The sequence below is a fragment of the Halobacillus naozhouensis genome, assembly GCF_029714185.1.
Taxonomy (GTDB): domain Bacteria; phylum Bacillota; class Bacilli; order Bacillales; family Halobacillaceae; genus Halobacillus_A; species Halobacillus_A naozhouensis.
Genome location: NZ_CP121671.1, coordinates 1,491,940 through 1,518,533 on the forward strand (window position 1 = coordinate 1,491,940; position 26,594 = coordinate 1,518,533).

General features: G+C 40.5%; 27 protein-coding genes, 2 pseudogenes and 1 riboswitch. Of the genes and pseudogenes, 19 read left to right on the forward strand and 10 right to left on the reverse strand.

Going from position 1 to position 26,594, the window contains the following annotated elements:
- Positions 1-29: 29 nt before the first annotated feature.
- The 3 genes and pseudogenes from P9989_RS21655 to P9989_RS07845 all read right to left on the reverse strand — a co-directional run bounded on the left by P9989_RS21655 (position 30) and on the right by P9989_RS07845 (position 2,394).
- Positions 30-505, reverse strand: a pseudogene (locus P9989_RS21655) (DUF3231 family protein).
- A gap of 80 nt (positions 506-585) precedes the next feature.
- Positions 586-1,596, reverse strand: coding sequence for a DUF3231 family protein (locus P9989_RS07840; RefSeq protein ID WP_283078217.1), 1,011 nt, complete (start codon positions 1,594-1,596; stop codon positions 586-588).
- Positions 1,597-2,061: 465 nt separating this feature from the next.
- Complete coding sequence (locus tag P9989_RS07845; RefSeq protein ID WP_283078218.1) at positions 2,062-2,394, reverse strand: hypothetical protein; 333 nt, start codon at positions 2,392-2,394, stop codon at positions 2,062-2,064.
- A gap of 295 nt (positions 2,395-2,689) precedes the next feature.
- On the opposite strand from P9989_RS07845, the gene P9989_RS07850 reads away from it, so the two are divergent.
- The 6 genes from P9989_RS07850 to P9989_RS07875 all read left to right on the forward strand — a co-directional run bounded on the left by P9989_RS07850 (position 2,690) and on the right by P9989_RS07875 (position 9,102).
- A complete protein-coding gene (locus P9989_RS07850) occupies positions 2,690-2,905 on the forward strand; it encodes a WYL domain-containing protein (RefSeq protein WP_283078219.1) in 216 nt (71 codons plus the stop codon).
- A gap of 3 nt (positions 2,906-2,908) precedes the next feature.
- On the forward strand, positions 2,909-3,241 hold the full coding sequence (locus P9989_RS07855) for a YolD-like family protein (RefSeq protein ID WP_283078220.1): 333 nt from the start codon (positions 2,909-2,911) through the stop codon (positions 3,239-3,241).
- 192 nt (positions 3,242-3,433) lie between these two features.
- Positions 3,434-3,916 carry a type II toxin-antitoxin system antitoxin SocA domain-containing protein gene (locus P9989_RS07860; protein WP_283078221.1) on the forward strand — a complete coding sequence of 161 codons (483 nt, stop codon included), beginning with the start codon at positions 3,434-3,436 and terminating at the stop codon, positions 3,914-3,916.
- Positions 3,897-5,765 carry a hypothetical protein gene (locus P9989_RS07865; RefSeq protein WP_283078222.1) on the forward strand — a complete coding sequence of 623 codons (1,869 nt, stop codon included), beginning with the start codon at positions 3,897-3,899 and terminating at the stop codon, positions 5,763-5,765. Before P9989_RS07860 ends, P9989_RS07865 begins: the two co-directional genes overlap by 20 nt.
- A gap of 843 nt (positions 5,766-6,608) precedes the next feature.
- Positions 6,609-6,688, forward strand: a riboswitch (glycine riboswitch).
- A gap of 117 nt (positions 6,689-6,805) precedes the next feature.
- Entirely contained in the window at positions 6,806-7,888 is a 1,083-nt protein-coding gene (serC, locus tag P9989_RS07870) for a 3-phosphoserine/phosphohydroxythreonine transaminase (protein ID WP_283078223.1), read from the forward strand.
- Positions 7,889-7,902: 14 nt separating this feature from the next.
- Positions 7,903-9,102, forward strand: coding sequence for a phosphoglycerate dehydrogenase (locus P9989_RS07875; RefSeq protein ID WP_283078224.1), 1,200 nt, complete (start codon positions 7,903-7,905; stop codon positions 9,100-9,102).
- A gap of 154 nt (positions 9,103-9,256) precedes the next feature.
- On the opposite strand, the gene P9989_RS07880 is transcribed toward P9989_RS07875, so the two are convergent.
- Positions 9,257-10,945 carry a GMC family oxidoreductase N-terminal domain-containing protein gene (locus P9989_RS07880; RefSeq protein WP_283078225.1) on the reverse strand — a complete coding sequence of 563 codons (1,689 nt, stop codon included), beginning with the start codon at positions 10,943-10,945 and terminating at the stop codon, positions 9,257-9,259.
- Between the two features lie 6 nt (positions 10,946-10,951).
- Positions 10,952-11,566 carry a hypothetical protein gene (locus P9989_RS07885; RefSeq protein ID WP_283078226.1) on the reverse strand — a complete coding sequence of 205 codons (615 nt, stop codon included), beginning with the start codon at positions 11,564-11,566 and terminating at the stop codon, positions 10,952-10,954.
- Positions 11,567-11,795: 229 nt separating this feature from the next.
- On the opposite strand from P9989_RS07885, the gene P9989_RS07890 reads away from it, so the two are divergent.
- The 4 genes and pseudogenes from P9989_RS07890 to P9989_RS07905 all read left to right on the forward strand — a co-directional run bounded on the left by P9989_RS07890 (position 11,796) and on the right by P9989_RS07905 (position 14,309).
- The gene (locus P9989_RS07890; RefSeq protein WP_283078227.1) at positions 11,796-11,993 is read left to right on the forward strand and encodes a hypothetical protein; all 198 of its coding nucleotides are present in this window, start codon (positions 11,796-11,798) and stop codon (positions 11,991-11,993) included.
- Between the two features lie 44 nt (positions 11,994-12,037).
- Positions 12,038-12,264 (forward strand): annotated as a pseudogene (locus P9989_RS07895) (shikimate kinase); the annotation flags it as partial.
- Between the two features lie 92 nt (positions 12,265-12,356).
- Positions 12,357-12,833, forward strand: a complete 477-nt coding sequence (locus P9989_RS07900; protein ID WP_283078228.1) for a DinB family protein — start codon at positions 12,357-12,359, stop codon at positions 12,831-12,833.
- Positions 12,834-13,433: 600 nt separating this feature from the next.
- Positions 13,434-14,309 (forward strand): AraC family transcriptional regulator, encoded by an 876-nt coding sequence (locus P9989_RS07905; protein ID WP_283078229.1) that lies wholly within the window; start codon positions 13,434-13,436, stop codon positions 14,307-14,309.
- 55 nt (positions 14,310-14,364) lie between these two features.
- Here the strand turns inward: P9989_RS07905 and ymzB are convergent, their stop codons facing one another.
- The gene (gene ymzB, locus P9989_RS07910) at positions 14,365-14,718 is read right to left on the reverse strand and encodes a protein YmzB (protein ID WP_283078230.1); all 354 of its coding nucleotides are present in this window, start codon (positions 14,716-14,718) and stop codon (positions 14,365-14,367) included.
- A gap of 186 nt (positions 14,719-14,904) precedes the next feature.
- Here ymzB and P9989_RS07915 point away from each other — a divergent pair, with 186 nt between their 5' ends.
- Together P9989_RS07915 and P9989_RS07920 are read left to right on the forward strand one after the other, a co-directional pair.
- Positions 14,905-15,834: an MBL fold metallo-hydrolase gene (locus tag P9989_RS07915; RefSeq protein WP_283078231.1), complete on the forward strand. Its 930-nt coding sequence runs from the start codon at positions 14,905-14,907 to the stop codon at positions 15,832-15,834.
- 72 nt (positions 15,835-15,906) lie between these two features.
- On the forward strand, positions 15,907-16,428 hold the full coding sequence (locus tag P9989_RS07920) for a nitroreductase family protein (RefSeq protein WP_283078232.1): 522 nt from the start codon (positions 15,907-15,909) through the stop codon (positions 16,426-16,428).
- A gap of 48 nt (positions 16,429-16,476) precedes the next feature.
- On the opposite strand, the gene P9989_RS07925 is transcribed toward P9989_RS07920, so the two are convergent.
- Positions 16,477-17,856 carry an aspartate aminotransferase family protein gene (locus tag P9989_RS07925; RefSeq protein ID WP_283078233.1) on the reverse strand — a complete coding sequence of 460 codons (1,380 nt, stop codon included), beginning with the start codon at positions 17,854-17,856 and terminating at the stop codon, positions 16,477-16,479.
- A gap of 174 nt (positions 17,857-18,030) precedes the next feature.
- On the opposite strand from P9989_RS07925, the gene P9989_RS07930 reads away from it, so the two are divergent.
- Entirely contained in the window at positions 18,031-18,897 is an 867-nt protein-coding gene (locus tag P9989_RS07930; protein WP_283078234.1) for a MurR/RpiR family transcriptional regulator, read from the forward strand.
- 42 nt (positions 18,898-18,939) lie between these two features.
- Here P9989_RS07930 and P9989_RS07935 read toward each other — a convergent pair whose 3' ends face one another.
- A complete protein-coding gene (locus P9989_RS07935) occupies positions 18,940-19,143 on the reverse strand; it encodes a hypothetical protein (protein WP_283078235.1) in 204 nt (67 codons plus the stop codon).
- A gap of 80 nt (positions 19,144-19,223) precedes the next feature.
- Positions 19,224-19,670, reverse strand: coding sequence for a ferritin-like domain-containing protein (locus P9989_RS07940; RefSeq protein WP_283078236.1), 447 nt, complete (start codon positions 19,668-19,670; stop codon positions 19,224-19,226).
- A 161-nt stretch (positions 19,671-19,831) separates the two neighbouring features.
- Here P9989_RS07940 and P9989_RS07945 point away from each other — a divergent pair, with 161 nt between their 5' ends.
- From P9989_RS07945 to P9989_RS07955, 3 genes are read left to right on the forward strand one after another with little or no spacing between them, the layout of a single operon-like run.
- Positions 19,832-21,088 carry a DNA polymerase IV gene (locus P9989_RS07945; protein WP_283078237.1) on the forward strand — a complete coding sequence of 419 codons (1,257 nt, stop codon included), beginning with the start codon at positions 19,832-19,834 and terminating at the stop codon, positions 21,086-21,088.
- A 13-nt stretch (positions 21,089-21,101) separates the two neighbouring features.
- Positions 21,102-21,329: a WYL domain-containing protein gene (locus tag P9989_RS07950; RefSeq protein ID WP_283078238.1), complete on the forward strand. Its 228-nt coding sequence runs from the start codon at positions 21,102-21,104 to the stop codon at positions 21,327-21,329.
- The gene (locus P9989_RS07955) at positions 21,329-21,667 is read left to right on the forward strand and encodes a YolD-like family protein (RefSeq protein ID WP_283078239.1); all 339 of its coding nucleotides are present in this window, start codon (positions 21,329-21,331) and stop codon (positions 21,665-21,667) included. The genes P9989_RS07950 and P9989_RS07955 overlap by 1 nt, the downstream gene beginning before the upstream one ends.
- A 20-nt stretch (positions 21,668-21,687) precedes the next feature.
- On the opposite strand, the gene P9989_RS07960 is transcribed toward P9989_RS07955, so the two are convergent.
- Positions 21,688-22,362: a YetF domain-containing protein gene (locus P9989_RS07960; protein WP_283078240.1), complete on the reverse strand. Its 675-nt coding sequence runs from the start codon at positions 22,360-22,362 to the stop codon at positions 21,688-21,690.
- 169 nt (positions 22,363-22,531) lie between these two features.
- Between P9989_RS07960 and P9989_RS07965 the strand changes: the two genes are divergently transcribed.
- Genes P9989_RS07965 through P9989_RS07975 form a run of 3 tightly spaced genes read left to right on the forward strand, consistent with a single transcriptional unit; the run spans position 22,532 to position 26,383 of the window.
- On the forward strand, positions 22,532-24,091 hold the full coding sequence (locus P9989_RS07965; RefSeq protein WP_346274895.1) for a spore germination protein: 1,560 nt from the start codon (positions 22,532-22,534) through the stop codon (positions 24,089-24,091).
- The gene (locus P9989_RS07970; protein WP_283078241.1) at positions 24,088-25,194 is read left to right on the forward strand and encodes a GerAB/ArcD/ProY family transporter; all 1,107 of its coding nucleotides are present in this window, start codon (positions 24,088-24,090) and stop codon (positions 25,192-25,194) included. Before P9989_RS07965 ends, P9989_RS07970 begins: the two co-directional genes overlap by 4 nt.
- Positions 25,187-26,383: a Ger(x)C family spore germination protein gene (locus P9989_RS07975; protein WP_283078242.1), complete on the forward strand. Its 1,197-nt coding sequence runs from the start codon at positions 25,187-25,189 to the stop codon at positions 26,381-26,383. Before P9989_RS07970 ends, P9989_RS07975 begins: the two co-directional genes overlap by 8 nt.
- Positions 26,384-26,594 lie beyond the last annotated feature (211 nt).

Here is a 26,594-nt window from a genome sequence, read left to right on the forward strand (position 1 = left end):
CTGACTGAATTCGATTTACAGTACGATTTTTACCATAAGCTTTTGTACATTAAAAAATAAACCACAATTTCCACTGCATTTAAAGGTCTTTGCTTCCCAAACCACCCCTTTAAATAATTTTGCTTTTTCACAAAGTCAATCTGTTCCGGTGCGTTGATGGAAGGAGGTCTACTTAAATTTCCTTTTTGTAACATCACCTCTACGATTTTATCGTATAGTTGCAAGGATTCCATATTACACTGAATAAAGTAGCTTCTTTGGTCAGCACGGACGGAAGTGATTTAAATGGCGATGGAAGGGGATGCTGCCCTGCCTCTGTTAAAAATAATTTAGATTGTTCTGCTTCTTTGATTACCATTTCTTCAGCCAATTTAAGCATTTTCAATAAATCTTGACTTTGAGTTGTAGCCATAAAGTGACGCGTTACAAATATCCCCATCGTATTCGTCACATAAGAGCTCCAAAGGTTGGAAGTTTCTGCTGGTGTTAATTTTCTTATCTCCATATTGAAAGTAACATTCCAAACTTATGTCCATTGATCAAAAAGGAGTTACAAAAGAGGGGACCTTTTAACTTTTAACCTGCTTACTTCCCCTTTGATAAGCGAGTTCTATCTTCCATTTGAGGTGGTTCCTCCAACCATCCATGTTTAGCCATCAGGTCTCCTCCTTCATTTGCAAACTCGAAAATATCTTTAGCAGTCGTTACCATCTTTAACGGTAAATCTTTTCTAAGACTGAATGATGTACCTAAAGCATTGCTGCCTAAACCAAAGCTATTTAGAATGGATGTATTGTACATCATAAGCTTATCTGAGAAAGGGGAGATTGTAGATTCCGTAACCAAACCGGCTGACGTAGCTGGAACTATGATGTCACTTTCTAACAGGATCTCACTAAATTTGGAGTTGATCGATTTGGACAATTCTTTTCCTTTGAAAAAGTAATTACGAGTATCCTTTTTTTCAGCAACCTGGGAAAAGCCTGTCATTAATTTCATCCCTGTAACGTTGGCTTCAATCGCCTGATAGAGATAAGCTACTTCCACAGTATTTAAGGTTCTTTTAGGACCTTTTAATTTAAACCCTTGACGATAATCTTTCCCTTCCGCAATTTCAGCATGATTTGGCATGTTGACACTCGGAGATTTGGGAAGTGCGCCTTTGCTGAGCAAATATTGCGTTGTTTGTTCGCAGAGATCCTCCGCAAATGCAGAAAATCTCCTGTATAAATCCATAATGTCTTTTCGATAGCTCATACTTAAATGTAAGGCGTGAATTCCTGTGGCAATTTTCATCATCATACGCAAATATATGATTTGAAAAATATCATCATACAGTGGTGGCGCATTATAATTTACATCATTCTCTGTAAACCCAATTGGAACCGTTGCCCCTTCTGCTTTGAAAATCCCCTTTAATTCCTGGACAAGTTTCTTTTCCTCATCGTTAAAGGTTTGAAGGATTTCGGCAGCCTTTGGCTCTTGACTATTTTTCAAAAAATAGTCAGTTACTTGGACCATCATGGTCTTTTTTTGATACACGATCCAAAGGGTTCCAAGCTCGGATGACGTTACCGGTATACGTCCTGTTGTCATTTAACCACTCCTTCAAGAGACTCCATTTCAAATCAAAAGGATATTTACCAGTAGGATTCACTCCACCCCAATAAATATTCTTATTTTCAGGGGAGTGAATCAGAAAAGGTGTTTAAAATTTAAGATTTCAATTAAAGTAATTAATCGACAAATATTATTGAACAACTCCGAATGAACATTTTATACCCTGAATTACAGAGTTTTGCTTATCAATTTATTATTTATTTTGCACGAACAAAAAATAGAGGATCATCCATATTAAGCAAAACTAATGGACGATCCTTTTATATTTTTTTCTTCAACAAAAGCTCCATATTGTTGAATACTGTAATAAAGATAATTGACTTCGCTGGTATTTAATTAAGCGCCCCGTTAATTGAATTTTTTATTTTAATTACCAAATTAAATTATTTAAAAATGTAAGAATATCTTTGTCCACTTCTTCGATGTCTAAACCTATTGGCATCAAGTGGATGGAATTAGGATAACCTTTAATCGATTTTGACTCGATATAACACTTCGATATACAAGATTTGCACTCTCTTTGTACAGTAATTCATCTAATTCACCATAAAATATACTAATCGGTGAAGTAATACGAGCTAATTTAGCTATTGTCGCATCAATTAGCTGTTGAAACTCGACTAATGGAGCTACAGACATATTTTGAATCCGTTTGATTTCTAGATTTATTTGTTCTCCATTTTCCCCCTCAATTTGTTTGTATCTCTTTGCGTAATGGAAGACGCGCTCTTGTAATACAGCAACTTCCCGATGGGCAGGGACAGAGATTGTCACAACACTAAGTTAGGTGATATAAGACACTGCCTTATTTTCTATAAATTAACAGTATGTAAAAATCAAAAAAGTTTAGAAATCGAGATAATTATGGTAATATATCCTTTTACGCTACATATACAAAACAAAAGATATATAGAAATTAGAGACGACTTTGATAAAATATAGGTATAGGTAGTGTAGCCCTACATCATTAGATTGGTGTGGGGCTTCTTATTTTGTAATAAATTTCATGTATACGCATCCTTGCTTTTTGATATAATAGAACAAACGTTCGTATTAAGGAGTTGAGGAAATGGATGGTTTACTAAATCGCGCAGTTGGCCAAAACCAGAAGCTTGAAATGATTTACCTGGATAGCAAGGGAGAAATGTCTCAAAGGATTGTTAGGGTTGTTCATGTGAGGGAAGATGATCTGCTTGCTTTCTGCAATTCACGTAGAAAGGTAAGGACCTTCAAAAAGGAAAACATTTTATCTATTGCCCGAGTACGGAAGAAAGTGGGGGCTTAGATTATGGAACCGAAAGACAGAGGTACAATTAAGTGGACTGCACTAATGATGCCAGAGCATGTTGAAATGATTCAAAAACTTTGGAAAGAGGATGAAGGGGAAGAAAAGAAGGTCCTTGATGAATCACAGGTAGAAGAGAATTCTTTTGCTCTGCAACGCGCGATGAATGACGGTCTGCCTGTAGAACTTAAATATCATAACGGTTTTAAATACATTAGTGTCAAAGTAAAGATTAAAGGATTGGATCCGTACACAAAGAAGGTAAGGTGCGCTGCTCCCAACAAAGAAAGTTTAAAAGTTAAGTTTGAGGATATTTTTAAAGTCATTTTTCTTTAAAAGAAGGAAAAAGGTTTGTTTATCCTAATAAAGAAATAATCCGAGAAAAAGCATTATACCATAATCAATTTGAAAAATGAATAAATTATTGCTTTTTCGGAAAAATAATGTATAATTATAATCAGATAAAAAGGTGTTGTCTTTTTATCAGCGTTTTGTTATAATATTAGGTTTCTTGGAGGTGTTATCATTATGAAGCGTGGAGTTTTGAATAAATTCTTACTACTTTACCTTATTGAGTCTGCTGGCCAAGGTGGGATCAGGGGGGCAACACGTCTTCAAAAAATGGTGTTTGCTTCAGAAGCTTCTACAAGAGAATCAGGGGATACTAATACTTTTAATTATAAATTTATTAGGTGGCATTATGGACCATACAGCAAGGAACTAAAAGAGGATATTGAATTTTTAGTGTCTAATAACCTTATCCATGCCAACACATCTAACAGGTTTACACTAACCGCTTTAGGTCAAAGAGCCCTAAATAGAGTTAGGGGTTCTCTTCCTAACTTTGCTGATATTGACACAGTCAGTAACATTGTGGAAGAGTTTAGGGCCTCAAGTTTAAGAGAACTTTTAGAAGGTGTGTATGAAGAATACGATGTTACAACTTATAATATGGGTGAGATAATTGAACCACTAAAATATTTTCAAATAAGTGAGTCACCAAATGTTTAGAAATAAAGTCAAACCTTTTCGCAATTTAAAATATCTTACTGGGAACGGCATTTTAACTATAGCGATAGCGTTAATTATTGCTATAGCTCTTTTTTTGTTTGTTTATTTTATTGACCACCCAAAACCTGGTTTTGAGTATATTAATAAAAACATTGAGCATTTACTTTCATTTAGAGAAGGCATTCAACAAATTTTGTTTCGTTTCTCCCCCTTTATAGTTACAGTAGTAATCGCTATATCATCTTTAACTGTAAACTCTTTTACAGGCTCTTTTTTTGCGAATCTTATTAGTGATTTAACCTTAAAAATTTTAGTGGGTTACACAACAGGTTTTTTACTTTTTCATACATTAACTGCTTGGTTTATACCGATCAATTTAAAGGATCAAACCACTATAGATTTGAAAGAGAATTTAGTGTCCCTTATTTTTTTTGATGCTTCTATAGCATTTATCAACATTCTGTTGGCAATATTGGTCAGTATACATATATTTTTTTATTCTTGGCCAAAAACTTTAAAGGATAAGTTTGCATTATCCATTAAATATTATTTGAATAAATTAGATATTGGCTATTCTGAAAAAAATACGAAGAAGAAGAAGAAAATTGATAAGTATAAAAGTATAATGAATCGCTATATAATATGGTTTACAAACCTACTATCTAACTCAATAAAATCAAAAGATTTTGAAGTGATTGAGGGGATTGTAGTTGAGTTAATAGATGTTTGGAAGTTCATGATACAAATTAATGAGGAAAAGCAATCCAAATTAGATAAAGAGTTTTATAAACTTCTAGACTTGATTGACGAAAATGGTGATTACATCGAAAAAAATAAAGTCAATGATGAATTCGCTGAAGTGTTTGAAGAAAGTCTTGAAACAATTATTTCAGTTTTTACAAACGCTTTTAAGCAAGGTTATGAAGAAAAAGAATATTTTGTTTGTGAAATTATTATCGATAAATTATATCAATTTACAATAGGCAATTCAGGGACGCTAAGTAGAGATGATTTGGAAAAGGTTTTAGATATTTATAGTAGGTTATTTGAAATATCTATAAAAGATGAAAGTGATAAAGACTCTCTTCTATCCACAAAAATAATAAAAAGTACTAATTCCATTTATGCTGATAACATACATAAAATAAATGATTTAAGTATCTATTTTAGTTATCTATATAATAGTGTCGATAATGGGGAATATAGGTTTCTAAATACTGCCTTAGAGTACTTCGGGAAAATATTTGATGAAGAAAATCTTAATAGCAGTATGTACAATGACACACTTAATCAGTTATATAAACTAATGCTATTTTCATTGAAAAAGAAGAGAATGCGTAGCTTTGCAAACTTAGTTAGGTTTTGTGTTACTTCTAATCTTAACTTAACTAAAATTAATGATATTTTGGTAAAGAATATTAAAACCGAAGATTCATCAATATTTGATGATGTATTTGAAGAGTTTGGGTTGTCTGATAAAAGATTAAATAAAGATCCGGACTACTACAATAATGTGAAAATTTATGTTGTCTGGTACAGTTATTATCTATTGCAACGTCAAATTAGTTCTGACAGAATTGCTCAAGAATATCATAATCTTACCGTGGCTAATATAAAAAACAATGTTCCATTTAAGTTTGTAAGAACGTTGTTACTAGATTTAGAAACACATTCTGACAGCTGGAATACTCTATTTGTAAATCAGTGTTCTCACTTTTTTCTATTAACGTGTGGATTGTTGGTGAATAAACGAGATATTAATCAGAAAGTAGAAAACCAATTAAAAAAATTGGCGGAATCTTCATATCTTAAGGAATTAACTTCTTATGTAATAAAGGGTAAGACTTAGATTCATAAGTAATGGAGATAAGAAGGCAAGTATGATTTCTCCCAGCGTACAAGGTTTTTTGTGGCTAACAACGTTCCTTATTTTATACTCTTAGAACCCCAGTTGCTAACTTCTAACTTTATAAAAAAGAATTCCTCCTATCTTTACTATCGAAAGTTTAGGAGGGTGTCAAGAAGAACTAGGTTACTTTTTTATGAGCTCTCAATAATTTGAGAGCTTATTATTTTTGCTGAAGTGGACCATTTGTGGACCAAAAACATAATAAACTTTCAAAAGTCATCCTAATTAGTCTGATTTACAGTTCATAAAAACTGATATAACAGCGTTCTTTACTGGAACGTCTGAAGGCTTCCTACCCGGTCATTCACCTTGACAGGGTGGAGGTCGTTGGTTCGAGCCCAATCGGAATCATCCATCAAAGTGCCGGAATGGCGCGGTTTCCTAAAAAGGGGAGGCCGCGTCATTTCTTTTTATGGGAATAGGATTACATGGGCGTTACCCTCATTAACCTGGGTAGAAAATAAACCTCTCTTTCTGATATAAGCACGTTGAGGGTAACTCTGATTTGAATGAAACAAACACGAATGAATATGATTAACTCATTAAAAATATCCGTATTTGATCACAACTCCTTCACACCAACAAGGAAAGCGCTATCATTAGACTGGCGGGGAAAAATGTTTGGTTCACCCCTCTTGAGATGTTGAGCCAGATGATTTATAATCCAATAATACAATCTTTATTATTTTCAAAAAACGAACGATGTTTTTTGGATCTATTAATCTCATACTTTTACAAATGCATAGTTAGCTAGCGTTGATTGTTATGGGTCACACTATAACAGGAGCAATTTCTGGAGAGAATGCAATTCGTTGCATCGCCGAAGGGTTCACAATCTCAGGCAAAGGGACAGAAGAATAATAAATACTTATTTGTTATTCTGACATCTAAAGAGGCTGGGGACCCCCAATCTCTTTTTTTTATATTCTATATCGAATATAGAGGAGTTCTAAACAATTGAATGAGGGAGTTAGGATAACATGGAGAGAATTTATAATTTTTCAGCAGGTCCTTCCATACTGCCACTGCCAGTATTAGAGAGGGCGCAACGGGAATTAGTGAATTATGCTGATTCAGGCATGTCTGTGATGGAGTTAAGTCACCGGTCTGAATTATTTACAGAAATTATTACGGAAGCAGAGCGGCTGCTTCGGGAACTAATCGGGATCCCGAAGAATTACAAAGTATTATTTGTGCAAGGCGGAGCTTCACAGCAGTTTGCCATGGTGCCCATGAATCTTCTTAATAAAAGTGGAAAAGCGGATTATGTCAATACAGGGTCATGGTCGAAGAAGGCGATTAAAGAAGCTGAGAAATATGGTGATATTCGCGTCATCGCTTCTTCAGAAAATGCGAAATTTACGCATATACCGACTGTCGACAGCAGTATGATAGATCGAGAAGCCGATTATGTTCATATTACGACGAATAATACCATAGAAGGTACAGCTTTCCACGATATTCCTGATACGGGAGAAGTGCCACTTGTAGCGGATATGTCATCTAATATTTTATCTGAGGAATTAGATGTCTCTCAATTCGGACTGATTTATGCGGGGGCGCAAAAAAATATTGGTCCTGCTGGCCTGACCGTTGTGATTATTCGCGAAGATTTAATCGGGAAAACTCCAGAAAACTGTCCGGCCATGCTCAATTATGAAACGCACAGTGACAGCGGATCTTTATATAATACGCCGCCGACATTTGGAATTTATATGGCAAAATTGGTTTTTGAATGGCTCAAGCAAGCTGGCGGGCTTAAGGAAATGGAGCGTATGAACCGTGATAAAGCTCAAATCCTTTATGATTCCATTGAGAAGTCAGATCTGTTTACTTCTCCTGTAGATAAGGGCAGCCGTTCGATCATGAACATTCCATTTGTCAGTACGTCGGCTGAGGCAGATGCTGCTTTTATTAAGGAAGCTAAAGCGAAGGGGCTTGAGACGTTGAAAGGCCATCGTTCTGTAGGCGGCATGCGTGCCAGCCTTTATAATGCGATGCCGATAGAAGGAGTCGAATCATTGGTTACGTTTATGGAAGAATTTGAACATAAATATAAATAAAAGGGGAGATCAAAATGGGCACGGTAACGGTAAATCAGGTAAATACGATCAAAACGTTTAATAACATTGCACAGCGTGGCTTGGACGTATTCGACAAGGTGAATTATACAATAGATAATGAGAGTCAAAGTCCTGACGCGATTGTTGCTCGCAGCTATAACATGCATAATATGAAGTTTGACAAAAATCTAAAAGCCATTGCAAGAGCAGGGGCTGGTGTCAATAATATTCCCGTTGAAGATTGCACAGAACGTGGAGTCGTCGTGTTTAACACACCGGGTGCTAATGCGAATGCTGTAAAAGAAATTGTGCTGACCTCATTGATGGCATTATCTCGTAACCTATTTTCAGGTGTATCCTGGGCCAAGACGTTAAAAGGAAAAGGTGAAGAGATACCGAGTCTTGTGGAAACGGGTAAGAAACAATTTATCGGGCAAGAAATTAAGGGAAAGACTCTGGGTGTCATCGGTTTAGGAGCGGTTGGTTCTCTCGTAGCAAATGATGCACTGGACCTCGATATGGATGTGATCGGGTTTGATCCCTTTATTTCTGTCAACACAGCCTGGAATCTTTCACGCAATGTACAACGCGCGATGTCCATGCAGGAGCTGTTTGCTTATTCTGATTACATTACTGTTCATGTCCCATTAACGAAGGATACTAAGGACATGTTCAATGAAGAAACATTTAACACGATGAAACAAGGTGTAAACATTTTAAACTTTTCACGCGGCGGTTTGGTGAACGAAGAGGATATGGCTGCTGCCCTTGAAAGTGGTAAGGTTGGTAAGTATGTGACTGATTTTCCGAATGAAAATATCCTGGAAATGAAAAATGCGATTCCGCTTCCGCATCTTGGTGCCTCCACTAAAGAATCAGAGGAAAACTGTGCCATTATGGCGGCGCGTCAGGTTCAGGACTTTCTGGATACAGGAAACATTAAAAATTCAGTAAACTTCCCAAATGCATCTCTTCCTTATACAGGGAAGCGGCGTGTGACAGCATATCACCAAAACGTTCCAAATATGGTGGGTCAAATTACGTCTGCTTTATCCAATTACAACTTGAACATCGCTGATATGGTGAATAGAAGCCGAGAAGGTTATGCCTATACGATGATTGATATTGACAATGAAGTAAACGGGGATGTTCTTCCTGAATTAGCAGATAACATTGAGGGGATTGAAGGGATGGTTTCGGTCCGGATTATTTAAATAAGTAAAATTAATTGCCAGAACATTTATGCGCTTTTTGCAATAATGTTCTGGCTATTTTTGGGTTTGTGAAAGTTTTTGGGAGGCTAAACCAGGTATTTAAGAATCACGCTGGAAAAACTTCACTACAAGTTAACAAGGTGGTTCAAGAGATTTAAAAGTATTTCTTATAGATTTGCTCGGCAGTCCTTACGGCTATAGCTTGAGTGGTTAACGTTGGATTTGCACTACCCAGTCCATTGTTCAGGACACTGTTATCTGCTATAAACAATCGGTTGACTTGAAATGATTCACAGTTTTGATCAACAACATAACCCATTCTCATAGTACTCATGATATGAATCATCATACCGTCGGGCCAATCTGAATGGATCACTTTTCTTGCCCGAGCTTGAAGGAGAATGTCTGCTGCGATTTTTACTAATTTTCGTTTTTTTCTTAGTGTGTTTGTGGTCGGAGTATAGCGTATCGATGGGATGGGTCCATTTTCGTCAGGAGTTTCGGTTAAAACCGAGACGCCGTTTCTTATATCAACTTCGTCATCCGTACAAATTAGGATATTAAGAGAGGATTTATAATCTCCCATTAACTCTATTAATTCTTTCCCCATTACCCGTCCTTTTTGAATACCATATTGTTCCGACTGCGTTGCTCCTGATTTTCCTAACGCATAGGTAAAGCTTGCCATTAACCCTGGGCTGGTTCCAATGGTTTGAATAGATCCTAATCCGGGGTGATCTAACCTGGCACCTGATGTATGGCCGACAAAGGGATTAACCTCAGAACATCCCAGTATGGGGAGCAGATCTTTTTCATTAAAAATTCCAGTAACCATATCCATCTGATGATTCACTAGGCCCCGGCCAACCCATTGATTAACAGGCAGAGAGGAATTGAGCCACAATCGTGGGGTTTCAATCGCACCAGCAGCGACAATAATGCAGTCGGCAAATAATTCATCCCGTACCCCTGTCCATGTGTTTCTCACTTTTACTCCAATAGCCTTTAGCCCTTCTTCAGGGTGGTATTCAGTGATGATGTTATACGAAAATGTGTTAGGGAGGATTTCCACATTACCGGTTTTTAAAGCTAAAGGCACATAGCTGACATTGGTAGAACGCTTAGCAATTTTATCAACGGATGGGCCTATGGGACAGCCATTTATACAATGGCCCGCAAGTGTACAGCCTTCCATCCATGATAGCTGCTCCTCAGAGTACGCTGGATTAAGAAAATTTGCATTGGGAGGCAAAATCGCATTGGGCTGCGGGCGGAATCCAGGAGCCTCCACATTAAGAGTAGCTAATAGATCCCAGCCGGCTTTTCTTGCTCCAAAATAAAAAAGCTCTTCTTTAGAGGTAGTGGGAGCAAATTCTACGGGAAGTTCAGCTTCAACTTTCTCGTAATAAGGAACTAATTCATGATAGGTCAGCGGCCATTCACTATCAATTGAGGCTGGAAATGCACGGGGCGAATTGGCTAAATAGTGCTGAGTAGTGCCTCCCACCCCGGAATTTTGCCATACAAATCCCCTTTGCTGGTATGATCGATTCCAGGGCGGGTGCTCACGGTTGGCAGGCCCCCAACGCAGTTTGCCTGTTATTTGGTTATTCATATTATTTTCCAATCTATTATAATTCTCCTTAAACAGCCCCACATCTAAATCATTAGGACATCTGCTGGAAACGCCACCTGCTTCGGTATTCGGATGTGGCCACATCTTATTTCCGTACCATGGGCCAGCTTCCAGTATAAGCACATGCAGCCCCTGTTCACCAAGTTCCTTTGCAATAACGGCTCCGCCGCCACCTGCCCCGATCACGATCACGTCCTGTTTTTGCATAAGTAATCACTCCGACTTTAAGTTTTGCATCTTTAATAAAAAACCTCTGAAATCTCGATAACCAAAAGAAGGTCCGGGATATCCTGTATAGGTCCAACTGATGGGATAGGTGCGAAGCTGTCTAAAACTAGGTGGATTACACCGAGTATCACCATATCCAAACCATTCAGAATAATAGCCGAAATAGGTTAATTGATAGATAGAATCGATCATTATCCGTATTAAGACAGGATTATTTTGATAAGGAACTGGAAGAGTATCAAGAGGCACTTGTAGATTATGTAAGCGGTCGATGGCCATTAGTCGGTCCTTCCTGGGTAACGTTGAAAATAGTCCGTTGCAGGGAGGAAAGGAATAGGCGGACAGTAAATTGTAACGTTCCTGATATTCATAAAAAGCTGATAAATCAAGAAGCTGAGAGGTTTCGCTCGCTAATGGTGTTGGCAGGTTGTCAAACAACATAAGCAGGTACTCCCAAACATACAAATCCACCCCGCCATACTGAAATGTCCACCCAGATGGGGATGTCCTCACAATAGATGGAATAAGAACATCCACAATAGCCATAAAATTTAATCGAGTAGTGTACGCCCAATTACGGGGGTTAGTTGATGATAGCATGTCACACCTCTTTATTTATCGATTCTTAAGGGGATACTTTATTTTAGACTTTGAGGGGAATAAATATGATATTAATTGGTCGATTTCGCCGTAGAGCATGTCATCCTATATTGGAAGGATTATTGAAAAAACTGACTGTACATATTTAGCGGCCAAAATATGGTAAAATATAGTCGGTATCACAAAGGTTTTTTAAAAAGAAGTATTGTTAGGGAAGGTGGGAGTTTAGATGAATCGTAAAACAAAATCAATAATTGGATTAATAGGGTCTCTGATCGTATGTCTATTTGGTTCATACCGCCTAGTGGTTGAAGCCCCTTACACTGAGAGTTTATTGATTGTTCCAATAGCGTTTGCGGTAACAGGTTTTATAGGGATTATTGGAAATGCAGGTAATTTAAAAAAGATAAATAACAATTCTCATTAAAAAAAGCAGTGAAGTTTATTACCAGATTTAGGTGGTGTCCCGTTTTGAAAAGGAATTTCCCTAATAAAATCCATATTATTGGTTCAGTGGGGAGCGGAAAAACAACGTTAGCAAGGGAGTTGTCTGAAAGCTAAATATCCCTTTTTATGAATTAGATAATGTAGGTTGACAACGAAACAAATATGGTGATAAAAGAAGAACAGATAAAGAAAGGGAGGAATATTTGGGTTCAATTGTTCGTTCCAAAAAGTGGATTATAGAGGGCGTGCATAAGGTCTATCAGGATGGACGCTATACGTTACAAAATTGATCTTTATGATCGGTAGTTAGGTCACCCAACGCTATGCTTAGGAGTGTGAAGCAATGAACGTTTTGATAGAACAGTATAATTGGATTCGATGTACGAGAGAAAAACTATTTCATTATTGTGAAACGATAACCCCAGAAGATTATACGTGCGAACTTGATCAATTTGGCTGGGGATCCATACGTAATTTGCACGTACACGTAGCGGAATGTTATCAATCCTGGCTTGGGAACTTTGGCCTTGAAAAAGGTCTTTCGTTGGCGACGCCGGACCTTGTGAGCAATGTGGGGGAGATGAGGCGGATTTTTGAAAAGGTAGACAGGCTTGTTATTGAGTTTCTTGAGAAGTTTGAAGGGCAGTGGAACCTTGGTATTTCAGGGTCTGTACCATGGCATGATGAGGAAGAAGAGCTAACTCCTCTCTGGCTTTACACTCATGCAGCTACTCATGAATTTCACCACAAAGGGCAAATCGTAGCGATGAGCAGGCAGTTAGGGTACACCCCGGATGATACCGATCTAATCGAGCCGTAATCAGAAGAATAGGCTAAAAGGCTTCATGTTAAATTTTATGGATGAAACCATTCAAGCAAAATGGCAGAATGACACGGTTTCCTATTAGAAGGAGGACCGTGCCATTTTTTATAATATGTAAATATTTTCTTTACTGGCTTGGATTGCTTGCAGTGTCACCTTGCTAAATATGCTGCTTTAGAAAAGTTAAGCCTGCTTGCGTGATGCGAGGATCTGATAAAGAAACAGTTAGAAAATCATCTGGCCCTTTGTTTAAGCCAAAACCTGATGCGAGACGGCATTTGAGCGTATGTTCCAGGACATCATAAAAGGATTCCTCACTTAGGTGACCTTGCCAGCGGTCGATCTGCTTTGGGTACTGATGAATTTCATTAAGGATTCGCGCGACTTCGCCATTAAATTCCTCACTCGATTTAAATATGATGAACACTCCTTTCTAGTATCTAGTCTACTAGAATTGCGTTGACTATCATAGCTCAAAAAAGAGAGCTGATGAATAGGTGTCTGCTTCTTTGTACAGGTAACCCTGCACAATGGAGCACGAAATGTCGGGGGGAGGCCATCTATTCCTGTTACTCTGAAAAGGAAGGAGGTCAGCTAATGGATTCGGTTAAGAGTATGAATGAAGCCATTGATTATATTGAAGAACATCTTCTGGACACCATTGATTTGAAGGAGACGGCGAGAAGGGCGTTTTGTTCTGAGTATCATTTTAGTCGGATGTTTTCGTTTCTTGCCGGTGTTTCGTTATCGGAATATATACGCCGCAGACGACTGACTCTGGCGGCATTTGAGCTCAAAAACAGCTCGGGAAAGGTTATCGATATAGCGTTGAAATACGGCTATAACTCACCAGATTCTTTTGCCCGCGCATTTTACAACGTTCACGGCCTTACACCGTCTGAAGCTAGAAAAAATGGCCATTCTCTCAAAGCTTATCCGCGAATGACCTTTCAATTAGCCATTCAAGGGGGAGAAGAAATGAACTATCGAATCGAAGAAAAACAGCCATTTCGGATTGTGGGCACGAAGAAAAGGGTTCCGATTATTTTTCAGGGTGAGAATCCGGAGATCGCAGCGATGTGGAAAACGTTAAATGAAGAGACAATTCGTAAACTTAAGGATCTTTCTAACGTCGAACCTGAAGGATTGATTCAAGCATCGACGAATTTTTCTGAGGGCAGGATGGAAGAAAAGGGGGAGTTAGATCATTATATCGGCTCCGCTACAACTAAGGAAGCGCCGGAGAACTTCGATCAGCTTGAAGTCCCGGCAACGACGTGGGCAGTATTTGAGGCGGTCGGTCCGTTTCCTGAGACGCTGCAAAACGTGTGGGGACGCATTTATTCGGAATGGTTCCCGTCCTCCACCTACGAACAAACAGAGGGACCTGAAATGTTGTGGAACGAGCATATGGATGTCAAGTCCTCAACTTTTACAAGTGAGATTTGGATCCCCGTTGTAAAAAAAGTATAAGGGCTTACACTCAAAAATCCCCATTCCTGGGTGCAGGAGGGGATTTTTGTGTTGCCTATTGATCGATCAGTTCAATTCTGTAAGTCCCACGCTCTGTGATTAACGAGAAACATGATTCATCAAATTGATATAAGCTCGTGTCTTCGAGGGGGATTTCGTAAAAGGATGACGGCAGCGGCTGGGGGGCGGGCGTTTCCGTTTGAATGGTTCCCGTGCCGTTTAATTGTAAGGCATGCATCGGTTCGTACTCGTCGAGGCGTCTCGTATTCGTTTCATAAGAGATTGAATTCAGCTGCATGAAGGTTTCGTCGTGATCTTCGAGTTCTTGTTTAGACACCTTAATCGTTTTTCCACTCCACTGCTGCAGCAATTCATTAAATTCCTCAACGGATAAGTAGTCTCGGCTCATAATAATCCCTCCTAATCCTTAGATTTTCCTAAGTGGCCTGAAATCATACGAAGGAGGGTCTGGAACGCTTTTGTTCTTGAATTGTCAGACAAATTAATTGACGACAGTTGTGTATAACAGCTAAAGTTACCGATAATAGGAACTATTTTATTCCAATCTAGAACGTGTTCATTAAAGGGGAAAGCTATGTTGGAAAAAATGACTAAAAACATCGATAGACTGGTGATTCCATTTCCATCAGGGATGCAAGAAGTGAATTGTTATTTGATCGAAGGCGATCAAGGCTACACGGTGATGGATACAGGCACTTATTCCAACGAGGCCAAAGCAGGGTGGGAGAAAGTGCTGAGGTCAGGGATGGTAATCGAAAAAGTTGTCTTAACTCACACCCACCAGGATCATATTGGGCTTGCGAAGTGGTTTCAGCAGGAGAAAGGTGTTCCTGTCTATACTTCGACGATTAGTTACAATGCAATGAAGAAACGCCGAGAGACGAATGTCAGGCACAACATAGATCATTTAATCAAACGTCACGGTGGACTTGGAGTTCCCGAGAAAATGGCTGATGATTCGTTTATTTATGATTTTGAACCCGATGGATTGTTTGAGGAAAACGACAAGATTCTGCTGGGGAATGATGTCTATGACACGATTTGGACGCCAGGCCATGCTCGCGATCATGTTTGTTTTTACAGTGAAGAGAAGCAAGTAATGATTATTGGCGATCATCTGTTGAAACATATTTCACCTGTGATCGGGCTCTGGTTAGGCGAGGAAAGTGATGTCTTACAGGATTACTATGATTCGCTTGAGCGCATCAAGACGTATCATGTCCGCGTCGCGCTGCCTGGTCATGGAGAGCAGATCGATCATTTAGCTGAACGGGTGGATGAAGTCAGGGAGAGACATGACCAACGCCTTCAGGAAGTGTTAGATGGAATTCATAATCAGTGGAAAACAGCCCATGACATCTGTCAGGACATGTATGGGATGTTACATATTGTTTTATGGTTAAGCCCGTTCATGGCGACGCTCACCCGATTAATTTATTTAGAAGGGCTTGGAAGAGTAGAACGGAAAACGGTTGATGGAGAGGTGTTGTTTCGGGCATGTTGAACGGGTTTTGCAAGACTTCAACAGGGTATAAAACTTGAAGGAGTTATTTTTTTACAAATGAGGGAGTTAAGTATGGATGTGCTAGAAGCAATTAAGGCTCGAAGGGAAATTACATCTTATAAGGAGAAGCCGGTTCCCGATGATATCCTGCGCCAAGTGGAGGATGGGGGCGTTTTTGCTCCAACAGGCAATAATCTTCCGTCTAAACACTTGATTGTAGTGAAGGAGCGGGAAACGTTGGATAAGTTAGCTGAGACCACACCATATATGACTTGGTTGAAAGAAGCTCAGGCAGCTATTGTGGTGGTCGGGAAGCCGGAAGTGAGCAAATATTGGCTGCAGGATGCTTCGTTTGCGTGTGCGTTTATCTGGCTTGAGGCTGTTGAAGTAGGTCTTGGTTCAGCTTTTGGAGCGATCTATCATGCGCAGGATGAGCAAGAATCTGTGAATCGGGAAACGCATGTTAGGAAACTTCTTGGAATCCCCGAGGACTGCCGCATTGTAGCCGGTTTGGGACTCGGTTATCCGGATCAAACGCCAAAGCCAAAGACTCACATGCCGAGAGATGAAATCGTCCGTTATGAAACTTTTTAAAGGAATGTGAAGGAATCCCTCTGCAGATTTATGCAGAGGGATAGTTTTTCAGGTGAGTTTTGATAAGGCTTGTTCATAAGCTGCGAGTGTGTCTTGTATTTCCTTTTCCCCGTGAACCGTTGATAAACTGTAACGGTTTAACGGCTTCGTATAAATGCCTTCATTTAACAGAAGAAAATCTAATTCTTTTCTCATAGAAAAATTCGCCTGTTGAAAATCACGGTGATTCCCTATCGTTTCCTTATCGGTGATCACTACATTGAAAATAGAACCGAGGCCAATTGTCTGCATGGAAATTCCGTGTTTCCCAAACAGCTCGCTGAGGCCTTTCTTTAACTTATTGGTCATGGTCACGACATGGTCCATTTCCTGTTCAAGTACGTTAATGGTGGCGAGTCCGGCGGCGAGAATAGTTGGATGGCCGTTGTATGTGCCGCTATGAAACAGGACGTCTTTTGCTTGGGATGATTTACTGTGGCTTGAGTCGAACACATCCGAATTGGAAGTAGGAGCACTCGTCATGAGTACGTCCTGCTTTCCTCCCACAATCCCCACAGGAAAACCACCGCCAATTACTTTTCCTAATGTAGTAAGATCAGGGGTGGTTCCATAAACGGCTTGGGCACCGCCGAGCCCAACACGAAACCCTGTCTTGACTTCATCAAAAATTAGCAGAATGCCGAGCTCTTCTGTGACCTCTCGGAGTCCTTTCATAAAGGATTGATCAGCTGGAATAAACCCGCTTTGAATAGGCTCCAGGATCACCGCTGCGATATCATCTTTCTTTTTCCTCAAAATCTCTGCCGTGGCATCGAGGTCATTAAATGGCAGCACAACAGTGTGTTGCTGGTGATACGGATCGACTCCTTTTGATTCGATGACGGATGCCGGCTCCGTAGCGGGGCCGGCGTTGTCGAGTGAAGGATTAACACTTAAGAGGACCTGGTCGTAACCTCCGTGGTAATGACCTTCAAACTTGGCGATTTTATGCTTGCCTGAGTAAGCATGTGCCATACGGATGGCTAAAAGGGTCGCTTCTGTACCTGAGTTTGTGTAACGAACTTTCTCCATACTCGGATAGTGCTGCATGATTTTTCTCCCCATTTCCACCTCGAGTCGGTGTGGAGTTCCAAATAAAACTGTTCCATTGGCCTCCATCTGGGACTGGATGGCATTGGTTATGGCTGGATGTCCGTGTCCAAGCATCAGGGCACCGTAGGAGAGGAGGTAATCCACATATTGATTGCCATCGATATCATATAGTTGCGCGCCAGCTCCTTTATCCATAATAACCGGATAAGGATCAAAGGCTTTAATATTAGCCGTGACCCCGCCGGGCATAACGTGTTTGGCTGCTGCTGAGAATTCCTTGGATTTGGGTGTTCTTCTTAGGAATTCGGACAACGCTTCGTTTTTTGTTTGATGCATACACTCCACCTTCTTCAGGAATATTATATTACCTAATTTATTTATTATGAAATTTATATTTCATTTTACATCGCTGACTCGAATTTGTGAATACTAATTTTCTTTTATATAATGAATATGAAATTTATATTTCATAAATGCTTGGAAATTTTGTAATAAAGGGATAGATAATGTATGGAACACAATGTTTATCAGCTCATGGCTGAAAAAATGCCGCTCATGAGTAAATCACAAAAGAAAATAGCGTCCTATGTATTGGAGCGAACCAGTACCGTTCCATTTCTAAATGTAGCTAAACTGGCGGCGGAGGCTGAAGTAAGTGAGGCAACGGTTGTACGGTTTGCTGTTTTTTTAGGGTACTCCGGCTACCCAGAACTTCAGCAGGCTATGCAGCATGCTGTTAAGCAACAATTGTCCACGACAGAAAGACTGAAGATGTCTTCGGAAATGGGGGAGGGAAGAGAGCAGGCGGTCTATGATCTGTTTCATAGTGACCAGGAAAATATTCGCTTAACAATGGAACAGTTAGATGTAACAGCCTTTTTCCGGGCTGTTGAGGCATTACTTGAGGCAAGGAACATTTATATTTCTGCCAATCGAAGTGCCGCTTCACTCGGTGTATTTCTTCAATACTATCTCAGTGTCATGTTAGGCAACGCTGAAAGAGTCGGGACGGTTGAAAATAGTGCGGAACAGTTGTACAAACTTGGGGAAGGAGACGTGGTATTTGCGATTAGTTACTCACGTTATACACGAAGTACGATCAACATGGCATCCTATGCAAAGCAGCAGGGCGCCACAACGATTGCCCTTACTGATTCCTTATTGTCCCCGCTCATCCCGAATGCGGACATAGCGTTGACGGCTTCAAGCCAGCTTCCGTCGTTTATTGATTCATTCGTTGCCCCATTTAGTGTAGTCAATGCGCTGGTGGCAGCGATTGGGAAGGAAAGAATGGCTGAAGTAGAGGAGCGTCTTGGGAAATTTGAAGACATCTGGGATGAGCTGGATATTTTTTATAAGGAAGAGAGAAAAACATAAAAACACAACCCTTACGCAGGGTTGTGTTTTTTTAGATCCGAGCTACAGGCTCTGATTGTCTTTTTTAGAGTTTTTTAATAACGTCATCGTCTTGCGTAGATACGCAAATGCCAAATAGCCGAATCCGATCACAAGCAGACCGCTCAGTACCACCCAAGCTCCGTTCAGCCATTGTGGAACAAAGAGGGTAAGAAGCGTTAGCAGAATCGCTGCGACCATAAAGGCAGATAATAAGCGAACGATCATAAGGCTCCCTCCAGAACTTAATCTATTTTCTTTATTATAACGCTACGAGATCTCTTTTGTCGAAGAGGGATGGAAGAAAATCAGGGTGAGCCTATAAAATAGAGGAACCATACCGCATGATTTTGTTCATCTGCTGATGCGCGTCTGAATGATTCTTTGATAAACACATCGTGTGCTTTATCGGCTATTTCTAAATAAAAGTCCACTGTTTCCTGTTCATCTTTAAAGGCTGCTGTTATCCCTTCCCTATATGCGTTCGGGCATTCTTCGATAATTTGAGGGACAGGTTGTCGTCCTGTCAGGATGGTGTAGATTTTCTTAAAGGTTTCCAAATGATCCTTTTCATCTTGAAGGATTTCGCGAATCTGCTGCTTCTCTTCTTTCTTTGGTGCGATCTCGATTAGTTGGCTGTAACACGCGACTGCACTGTATTCCCCATCGATGGCCTGTTTAATGTCCCGAATTAGGGGAGCATCGTATGGAGTACGATAATTTCCATAAGGATTGTAATATTGGTTTTGATACATGAGTTTAATCCTCTCCTATATTGACGGTCTCATGATTCAGCATATGCCCTGTCGTCAGGCAAGTGTACTTTCTTTTTTTAGTGTGGTGTAAGTTTCCAGTATACATCTTGAGGTCCCTTACATATAATAGGAACAAATGTTCGTGGAAAAGGTGAGGAAGAATGGACTATTCAATTTATCCTAGAAATGATGTTTTGTGCATTGATATGAGATCTTTCTATGCAAGTATCGAGTGCGTCAAGCGCGGGCTCGATCCGAAGACCGCATTGCTGGCGGTGGTGGGGGACACAAACAGACGCGGCAGTATCGTTTTGGCTGCCTCGCCCTTTCTTAAAAAGAAGCATGGGATCAGTAATGTCAGCCGCTTTTTTGAATTGCCGGAGGATCCGGAATTGGTGATTGCTCCTGCGCATATGGGTGACTATCTGGCCGTATCCGTAGAGATTACAAAGATGATGAAGAATTTTGTACCCAAGGAAGCGATTCATGTCTATTCGGTAGATGAGCTATGGGTAACGGTGAACGGATTGCGGAAACTTTATGGTTCTCCTTATGAGATTGCTAAGCTGATTCAGTCCCGGATTCGGGAACAGTTTGGAATTGAGTGTGTCGTGGGCATCGGAGATAATAAGTTCTTGGCAAAAGTCGTTATGGATATTCATGCGAAAAAGGCGAGTGACGGGATTGCCGAATGCCGCTATGAGGATGTCGAGGAGCTGTTATGGCCAAGGGATATCCATGAGATATGGGGGATTGGTTCACGGATGACGAGCAACTTGAATCGTATGGGTATTGTAACGCTCGGGCAGCTGGCTCAGCATCCGTTGAAATATCTGAAGAAGAATTATGGAATCATGGGTGAACAATTATATTGGCACGCCTGGGGAATTGACCTCAGTCCTGTGTGTGGAGATTTTGGTAAAACGGAACAAAAGTCATATGGCCACGGAATTACTTTGTTGAGGGATTATCAAAAAGAGGAGATCTTTGCCTGTCTGCTTGATTTGTGTGAAGAAGCCTGCCGGCGGGCGCGTCATGATGGCAAGGAAGGCAGGACCGTACACCTTGGCATCGGCTATTCAACCGAAACGGGTGGCGGGTTCAGTCGGTCATTGTCTGTCCAGATGCCGACAAATTCTACGATGGAGGTCTATCATATGTGTCTGCGCCTATTCAATCGGTTTTACGATGGCTCAAGCAAGATTAGGAGAGCCTCTGTAGCCCTTACCAATTTGGGAGAAGAAACCGACGTCCAGTTGAGCCTGTTTGAAGATCGGTCAAAAGAGAAAGAAATCGGGGCTGTGATGGACACCATTCGTGATCGCTATGGATCGACAGCTTTGCTGCGAGCCAGCAGCTATACGAGCGGCGGGATTATACCAGAACGCAGCCAAAAAATCGGCGGTCATTACGCGTAAAGAGGTGAAGAAGATGGAAGGGGTACTGATTCGTGCCATTGAACAAAAACAGAAGCTCGAAATGATTTATTTGGATGCGGATGGTCAAATGTCGCAAAGAATCATCAGAGTTCTCGGAGTCAGGAATGAGGATATCCTTGCTTACTGTTATTCGCGAAGAAAAGTGCGAACGTTTAAAAAAGTAAGGGTATTGTCTGTGGCACCTTTAGTGTTGCAAGGAAGACGATTGGAGGCACAGTAATGGATGATCGAAATCGGGATAGAGGGACAATCAAATGGACGTCGTTAATGCTGCCGGAACATGTTGAGCTCATTAAAGAAGTTTGGCAGGAGGATGAAGGCGTACCGAAGAAGGTGGTTGATGAACAGCAGGCAGAGGAGAATGAAGCAGTGATTCAGCATGCGATCCATGACGAATTATTGGTCGGAATCACCTATTACAATGGATTTAATTATAGCTATAGGAAAGCGAGGATCTTACATATAGATCCTCATAGAAAGAGACTCTCCTGCAGGAGCACCAGCAATGAACAATTGACAATTGAGTTTGAGCAGATTTATGAGGTTGTGCTGGTATAAGGGCACTTGGTGAAACTTCGTTAGTACGTTTGCACAAATAATCCATCCTCCTCCAGCCACTCTGCTATGAGAATCGATTGGGGGTCGTAAACGCCCTGGGCGGTAAGCTGTGTTTGTAACCAGGCTTCATCAACACCTAAATCGGCAAGCTCATCCTGTAGTATCTTTCCGTCCCGAATCAGAGTGACAGGGACATGGACAGAGGCAACGGGCATACCGAAATCCCCCTGTGTTGTTTTTTGATACTTCGTTTTTTTCAATATACTAATAGATCCGTTTGCTTCTAAATAACAAAAAGCCACTTCTCGGATGGAAAAAGTTTCACTCTGTCTGAGCAAGCTTTGCAGTTGATTCAGGTTCATGTGATTTTTCTTTAACTTCTCCCGGTCTACCACTCCATTTTTTATTAAAGCAGATGGTTTTCCCTCAGAAACACCTCGGAAGGGCAGAAACTTTTGTCCGAGATATTCTACGAGAAATAATAAAACCCCCCACAGGCTCAGAGAGTAGATAATATAAAAGACGCCAATTTTGTGATCATAGAGAGCGTTTCCCAGTAACTCGCCGAGCACGATAGAGGCAATAAAGGTGAAAGGCGTAATTTGACTAATGATTTTCTTCCCGACGAACTTCACGATGATAAAAAGCAGGATAAACCCTACCAACAGCTCGGTGGTCAGATAGATGATTTTCATTTATAGTTGCTCCCATCTAATTAAACAGTCAACCATAGGTTTCCCGGTTACGAAGTGTTATACAATCATTTGTATTCAAGGTCCGAAAGCTGTCGATCATTGATAGATCCTTGAGGTATAAAACTCATATAGTAGGTCAACAATTCTATTATGTGAGGGGGGATTGTCCGTGTTTTTTAAATCACCTAAAAAAAATAAGCGAAAAGAGCAGGATCATTCAAAACAAGAGGACTTTTCCACGGAGTTATCAACGAGTCTGGAACAGAACATAGTTAATATTAAGAAAATGCTGGATCAACCAAGTGATCTGATTACCAGACCTTTTATTGTCGGGGAAACTGGTCCCGCATGTGCGATTATTTATATAGATGGACTAACCGATACGAAGGTCATAAACGACAGTATTATGAAAAATCTTCAAATTGGAGTAGATGAAATCGAGAGCAGGTCTGAGGAGACAGAAACGGCTTTATTAGATAGGCTCTCCCATCATTTCATCTCCAGTGGCAGTGTGAAAAAGGTAACGACAATGGACGAGGCATCACTAGCTATTCTATCTGGGGATACAGCCCTTTTCGTAGAAGGAACTGACCAGCTGTTAGTAATCGACACAAAAGGCTGGAAGAGCAGAAGCATCGAACAGCCTACTACCGAGGGGACTATCCGCGGTCCTAGAGACGCTTTCACAGAAAGTATTCGTACGAATACAATGCTGATTCGCCGCCGTATCCGGGATGCGAACTTACGATTTAAATCACAACAAATCGGACGACGTTCAAAAACCCGCCTAACCGTAGCTTATATTGACGGCATTGTTCATAACGATTTATTACAAGAGGTAAATAAAAGACTCGAATCCATTGATTTGGATGATGCCCCAGAGTCTGGATACATCGAGCAATGGATTGAAGATAGCTTTTTATCTCCTTTTCCACAAATGCATAATACAGAGCGGCCGGACAAGGTGGCTACGGCATTGACAGAGGGGAAGATTGCCATCCTGTTAGATGGGACCCCATTTGTACTGATCGCCCCCGCCACATTTGGGGCTATGATGCATTCTCCTGAGGATTATTATGAACGCTGGATGATTGGGACCTTACTGCGAATTTTAAGGTATTTTGCTGCATTTCTTGCTGTTTTTTTACCTGCTTTGTATATTGCACTCGTTTCCTACCATCCAGGGCTGATTCCTTCAAAGCTCGCTTTTTCGATTGCGGCTACAAGGGAGGGGTTGCCATTCCCTGCCGTAATTGAAGCTTTTTTGATGGAGATTACGATGGAGCTTCTTCGTGAAGCTGGGATACGCTTGCCGAAGCCCATTGGCCAGACAATTGGTATTGTTGGCGGGCTGGTTATCGGAGAAGCGGCTGTATCCGCCGGAATCGTCAGTCCGGTTATGGTGATCATTGTGGCAGTTACAGCGATTGCTTCGTTTTCTCTCCCTAGCTATAGTTTTGCGATTTCAATTCGGATGCTGCGTTTTAGTTTTATGCTGGCAGCGGCTTTTTTGGGACTGTACGGAATTATTCTCGCTTACATCATGGTTAATATTCATATCGTCAACTTAAAAAGCTTTGGCATTCCTTATTCCACTCCTTTTGCCCCAGCATTTAAGTCGGATTGGAAGGACCTCGTATTACGCGTTCCTATTCCAATGATGAACAGACGTCCTAAGTTCCTGCAGCCAGAAGATGAAAAACGCATTGACAAGGAGGACCAATCATGAAGTCGTTTGAATACGCAGATGAAGAAATTGGTCAAAATGAAATAGGGTATGTGATTCCCTCCGTTGTCATTGGCGCTGGTATTCTTTCTCTTCCACGTGTCTTGTCAGAAGACACAGTTAATGCAGACGGATGGCTTGCTATCCTTGTAGGAGGGATCATAGCCGTCTTTTTCACCTGGGTGGTTACTAAACTGGCGTCACGCTTCCCAAAGAAATCTTTTTTCGATTATTGTTCGTTACTGATTTCAAAGCCACTTGCTTTTATACTAACAGCCTATATGGCCATGTACTTTATGCTCTTTGCCTCTTACGAAATACGCTTTGTCGCCACTTTATCTCAACAATATTTATTCGCTTCGACCCCTAAAGAAGTGTTAGCTTTTGTCTTTCTCCTTGTGGTGACCTATGCGGTTGCAGGGTCAAGGGTTGCTTTATTCCGGCTGCATCAATTATTTTTACCTATCATTATTGGCATTTTATTTATTGTTCTATTGATGGCGGTTCCATTAATTGATATGAACCATTTTTTCCCTCTCTTTAAGACCTCTGGCACAGGATATTTGAAGGGGACAAAATCCACTCTGCTATCGTTCATGGGGTGGGGGGCTTTATTATTTTATACAAGCTTAATGAATAAGCCTAAAAAGGCGACTAAAGCAGGAATGATTGGGATGTGCGTGCCCATCATTCTCTATATTCTCCTTTATGTTGCTGCTATTGGAGTTCTTTCAAATGTTGTGGCGGCTAACCTCACATACCCTACGAATGAATTAGCAAAAGTGATTGAGGTTCCAGGTGGTTTTTTTGAACGTATGGAAATTGTATTTTTCACTATATGGGTGATGGCTCTTTTTACATCCTCTATTGTATTTTTTGATGTGTCGGTGGTGGCCCTGAATTCTCTTTTTAAGAAGGTGAAAAAAATCACCCTCATTCTTGTTTTAGCACCCGTGATTTTCCTGGTTGGTATGATGCCTCAAGATCGCCTTCACCTTTCTAAATTTAGTGAGATTCTTGGTTATGGAGGAATTACTGTATCTATAGTTATTCCAACTATATTATTAATCGTAGCTAAAATGAGGGGAGTTAAAGGGCATGAGTAAAAAAGGAATTTCTTTATTTTTTTCTTTTTTATCGATCGTAATCTTGACGGGATGTTGGGATCAAGTACAAATTGAACAGCGCGGTTTCGTTTTGGGAGCGGCTATTGACCTTTCGGAATCTGAGAAGGTGACTCAATCAGCAGAAGCCCCATCTTTTGCCTTAACCTATCAAATAGTCTCACCAGGAGGTATGGGAGGAGCAGGAGGAAAAAAACAGGGTCAGGGCGGGCAGCAAAAACCCTATTTTAATGTCACCGGTCATGGTAGTAATATTTTTGATATTACGAGAGAAATGGCAACCAAAACGAGTCGGACACCATACCTTGGACATAATCAAATCATTGTTATCTCGAGTGAAGCTGCCAAAATACCTCACGCATTTGCTAATGTTCTTGATCTTTTTATGCGTGACCATGAAATGCGGAGAACTGTAAAGGTTTTTATCGCAAAAGATAGGGCAAAGAGTGTATTTGAATTCAAACCCCAAACCGAAAAATTGCCAGTCGTCCATATAAATTCCCTTACAGAAAATTCCCGTAAAAATATTGCCCTCACTCCGCCGTTACAAATTGGAGAGATTCACGAATATTTGCTGACGGGAAGAAGTGTAGCCATCCCTGGTATAGCTATTACTGAGCAAGGCAGACCTAAGATTAATTGGACGGCTGTGTATCACGGTCCCTCTCACAAAATGATAGGTGTTCTTAATAATGAAGAAACGCAAGGATTAAATTTAATTATGGGTAAGGTGGATGGTGGGGCGGTAACCGTAAATATTGAGGACCACTCCGTTGTTTATGAGATTAGACGTGCGAAGGCGAATATCAGAACAGAAATAAAGGGAAAAGATGATATTCATTTTACTGTAACCATTGAAACAGAAGGAAGGATAGCAGAGTCATTTGGGAATATCGATTATAGTGACCCAGCTAACGTTTCTAAGGTGGAAAAAAAGGTAGAAAAAGAGCTTAAACGGCTAGCTAACGTTTCCCTGGAAAAATTGCACGAGGATTTACAAGTTGATGTATTTGATTTTGGGAGGAAAGTTAAGGCAAGTGATTATGCTCTATGGACATCCATAAAGCAGAACTGGGACTCAGGGGAAAATTATTTTGCCAAAAGTAACATAACCGTTAAAACTAAAGCTGTGGTTAGGAGCGAAGGTTCCGTCATTAAAACAGAGAAATAATCGAGATGAGGGTGTATCCGATGTGGGAATATATTATAGGCCGTTTTCCAACAACCATGATTATTAGTTGTACAGCTCTCGCTTTTGGGGTTCCCGTGACTATATATAAAATCAATCAATTATTACACCATCATGGCGATCCTCCGTGGAAGAAAAAGAGTGGAAAAAAAGACCGTTAAGAGACAGCTCGTTTCGTGCAGAAGGGTGATCG

Excerpts from the sequence above, each read along its gene's own strand:
- P9989_RS07840 (WP_283078217.1), bottom strand. The coding sequence starts at position 1,596 with ATGACAACAGGACGTATACCGGTAACGTCATCCGAGCTTGGAACCCTT.
- P9989_RS07875 (WP_283078224.1), top strand. The coding sequence starts at position 7,903 with ATGGGCACGGTAACGGTAAATCAGGTAAATACGATCAAAACGTTTAAT.
- P9989_RS07970 (WP_283078241.1), top strand. The coding sequence starts at position 24,088 with ATGAAGTCGTTTGAATACGCAGATGAAGAAATTGGTCAAAATGAAATA.
- P9989_RS07955 (WP_283078239.1), top strand. The coding sequence starts at position 21,329 with ATGGATGATCGAAATCGGGATAGAGGGACAATCAAATGGACGTCGTTA.
- P9989_RS07945 (WP_283078237.1), top strand. The coding sequence starts at position 19,832 with ATGGACTATTCAATTTATCCTAGAAATGATGTTTTGTGCATTGATATG.
- P9989_RS07930 (WP_283078234.1), top strand. The coding sequence starts at position 18,031 with ATGGAACACAATGTTTATCAGCTCATGGCTGAAAAAATGCCGCTCATG.
- P9989_RS07850 (WP_283078219.1), top strand. The coding sequence starts at position 2,690 with ATGGATGGTTTACTAAATCGCGCAGTTGGCCAAAACCAGAAGCTTGAA.
- P9989_RS07960 (WP_283078240.1), bottom strand. The coding sequence starts at position 22,362 with ATGAAAATCATCTATCTGACCACCGAGCTGTTGGTAGGGTTTATCCTG.
- P9989_RS07860 (WP_283078221.1), top strand. The coding sequence starts at position 3,434 with ATGAAGCGTGGAGTTTTGAATAAATTCTTACTACTTTACCTTATTGAG.
- P9989_RS07950 (WP_283078238.1), top strand. The coding sequence starts at position 21,102 with ATGGAAGGGGTACTGATTCGTGCCATTGAACAAAAACAGAAGCTCGAA.
- P9989_RS07900 (WP_283078228.1), top strand. The coding sequence starts at position 12,357 with ATGAACGTTTTGATAGAACAGTATAATTGGATTCGATGTACGAGAGAA.
- P9989_RS07975 (WP_283078242.1), top strand. The coding sequence starts at position 25,187 with ATGAGTAAAAAAGGAATTTCTTTATTTTTTTCTTTTTTATCGATCGTA.
- ymzB (WP_283078230.1), bottom strand. The coding sequence starts at position 14,718 with ATGAGCCGAGACTACTTATCCGTTGAGGAATTTAATGAATTGCTGCAG.
- P9989_RS07915 (WP_283078231.1), top strand. The coding sequence starts at position 14,905 with ATGTTGGAAAAAATGACTAAAAACATCGATAGACTGGTGATTCCATTT.
- P9989_RS07880 (WP_283078225.1), bottom strand. The coding sequence starts at position 10,945 with ATGCAAAAACAGGACGTGATCGTGATCGGGGCAGGTGGCGGCGGAGCC.
- P9989_RS07920 (WP_283078232.1), top strand. The coding sequence starts at position 15,907 with ATGGATGTGCTAGAAGCAATTAAGGCTCGAAGGGAAATTACATCTTAT.
- P9989_RS07940 (WP_283078236.1), bottom strand. The coding sequence starts at position 19,670 with ATGTATCAAAACCAATATTACAATCCTTATGGAAATTATCGTACTCCA.
- P9989_RS07885 (WP_283078226.1), bottom strand. The coding sequence starts at position 11,566 with ATGCTATCATCAACTAACCCCCGTAATTGGGCGTACACTACTCGATTA.
- serC (WP_283078223.1), top strand. The coding sequence starts at position 6,806 with ATGGAGAGAATTTATAATTTTTCAGCAGGTCCTTCCATACTGCCACTG.
- P9989_RS07935 (WP_283078235.1), bottom strand. The coding sequence starts at position 19,143 with ATGATCGTTCGCTTATTATCTGCCTTTATGGTCGCAGCGATTCTGCTA.
- P9989_RS07925 (WP_283078233.1), bottom strand. The coding sequence starts at position 17,856 with ATGCATCAAACAAAAAACGAAGCGTTGTCCGAATTCCTAAGAAGAACA.
- P9989_RS07905 (WP_283078229.1), top strand. The coding sequence starts at position 13,434 with ATGGATTCGGTTAAGAGTATGAATGAAGCCATTGATTATATTGAAGAA.
- P9989_RS07890 (WP_283078227.1), top strand. The coding sequence starts at position 11,796 with ATGAATCGTAAAACAAAATCAATAATTGGATTAATAGGGTCTCTGATC.
- P9989_RS07855 (WP_283078220.1), top strand. The coding sequence starts at position 2,909 with ATGGAACCGAAAGACAGAGGTACAATTAAGTGGACTGCACTAATGATG.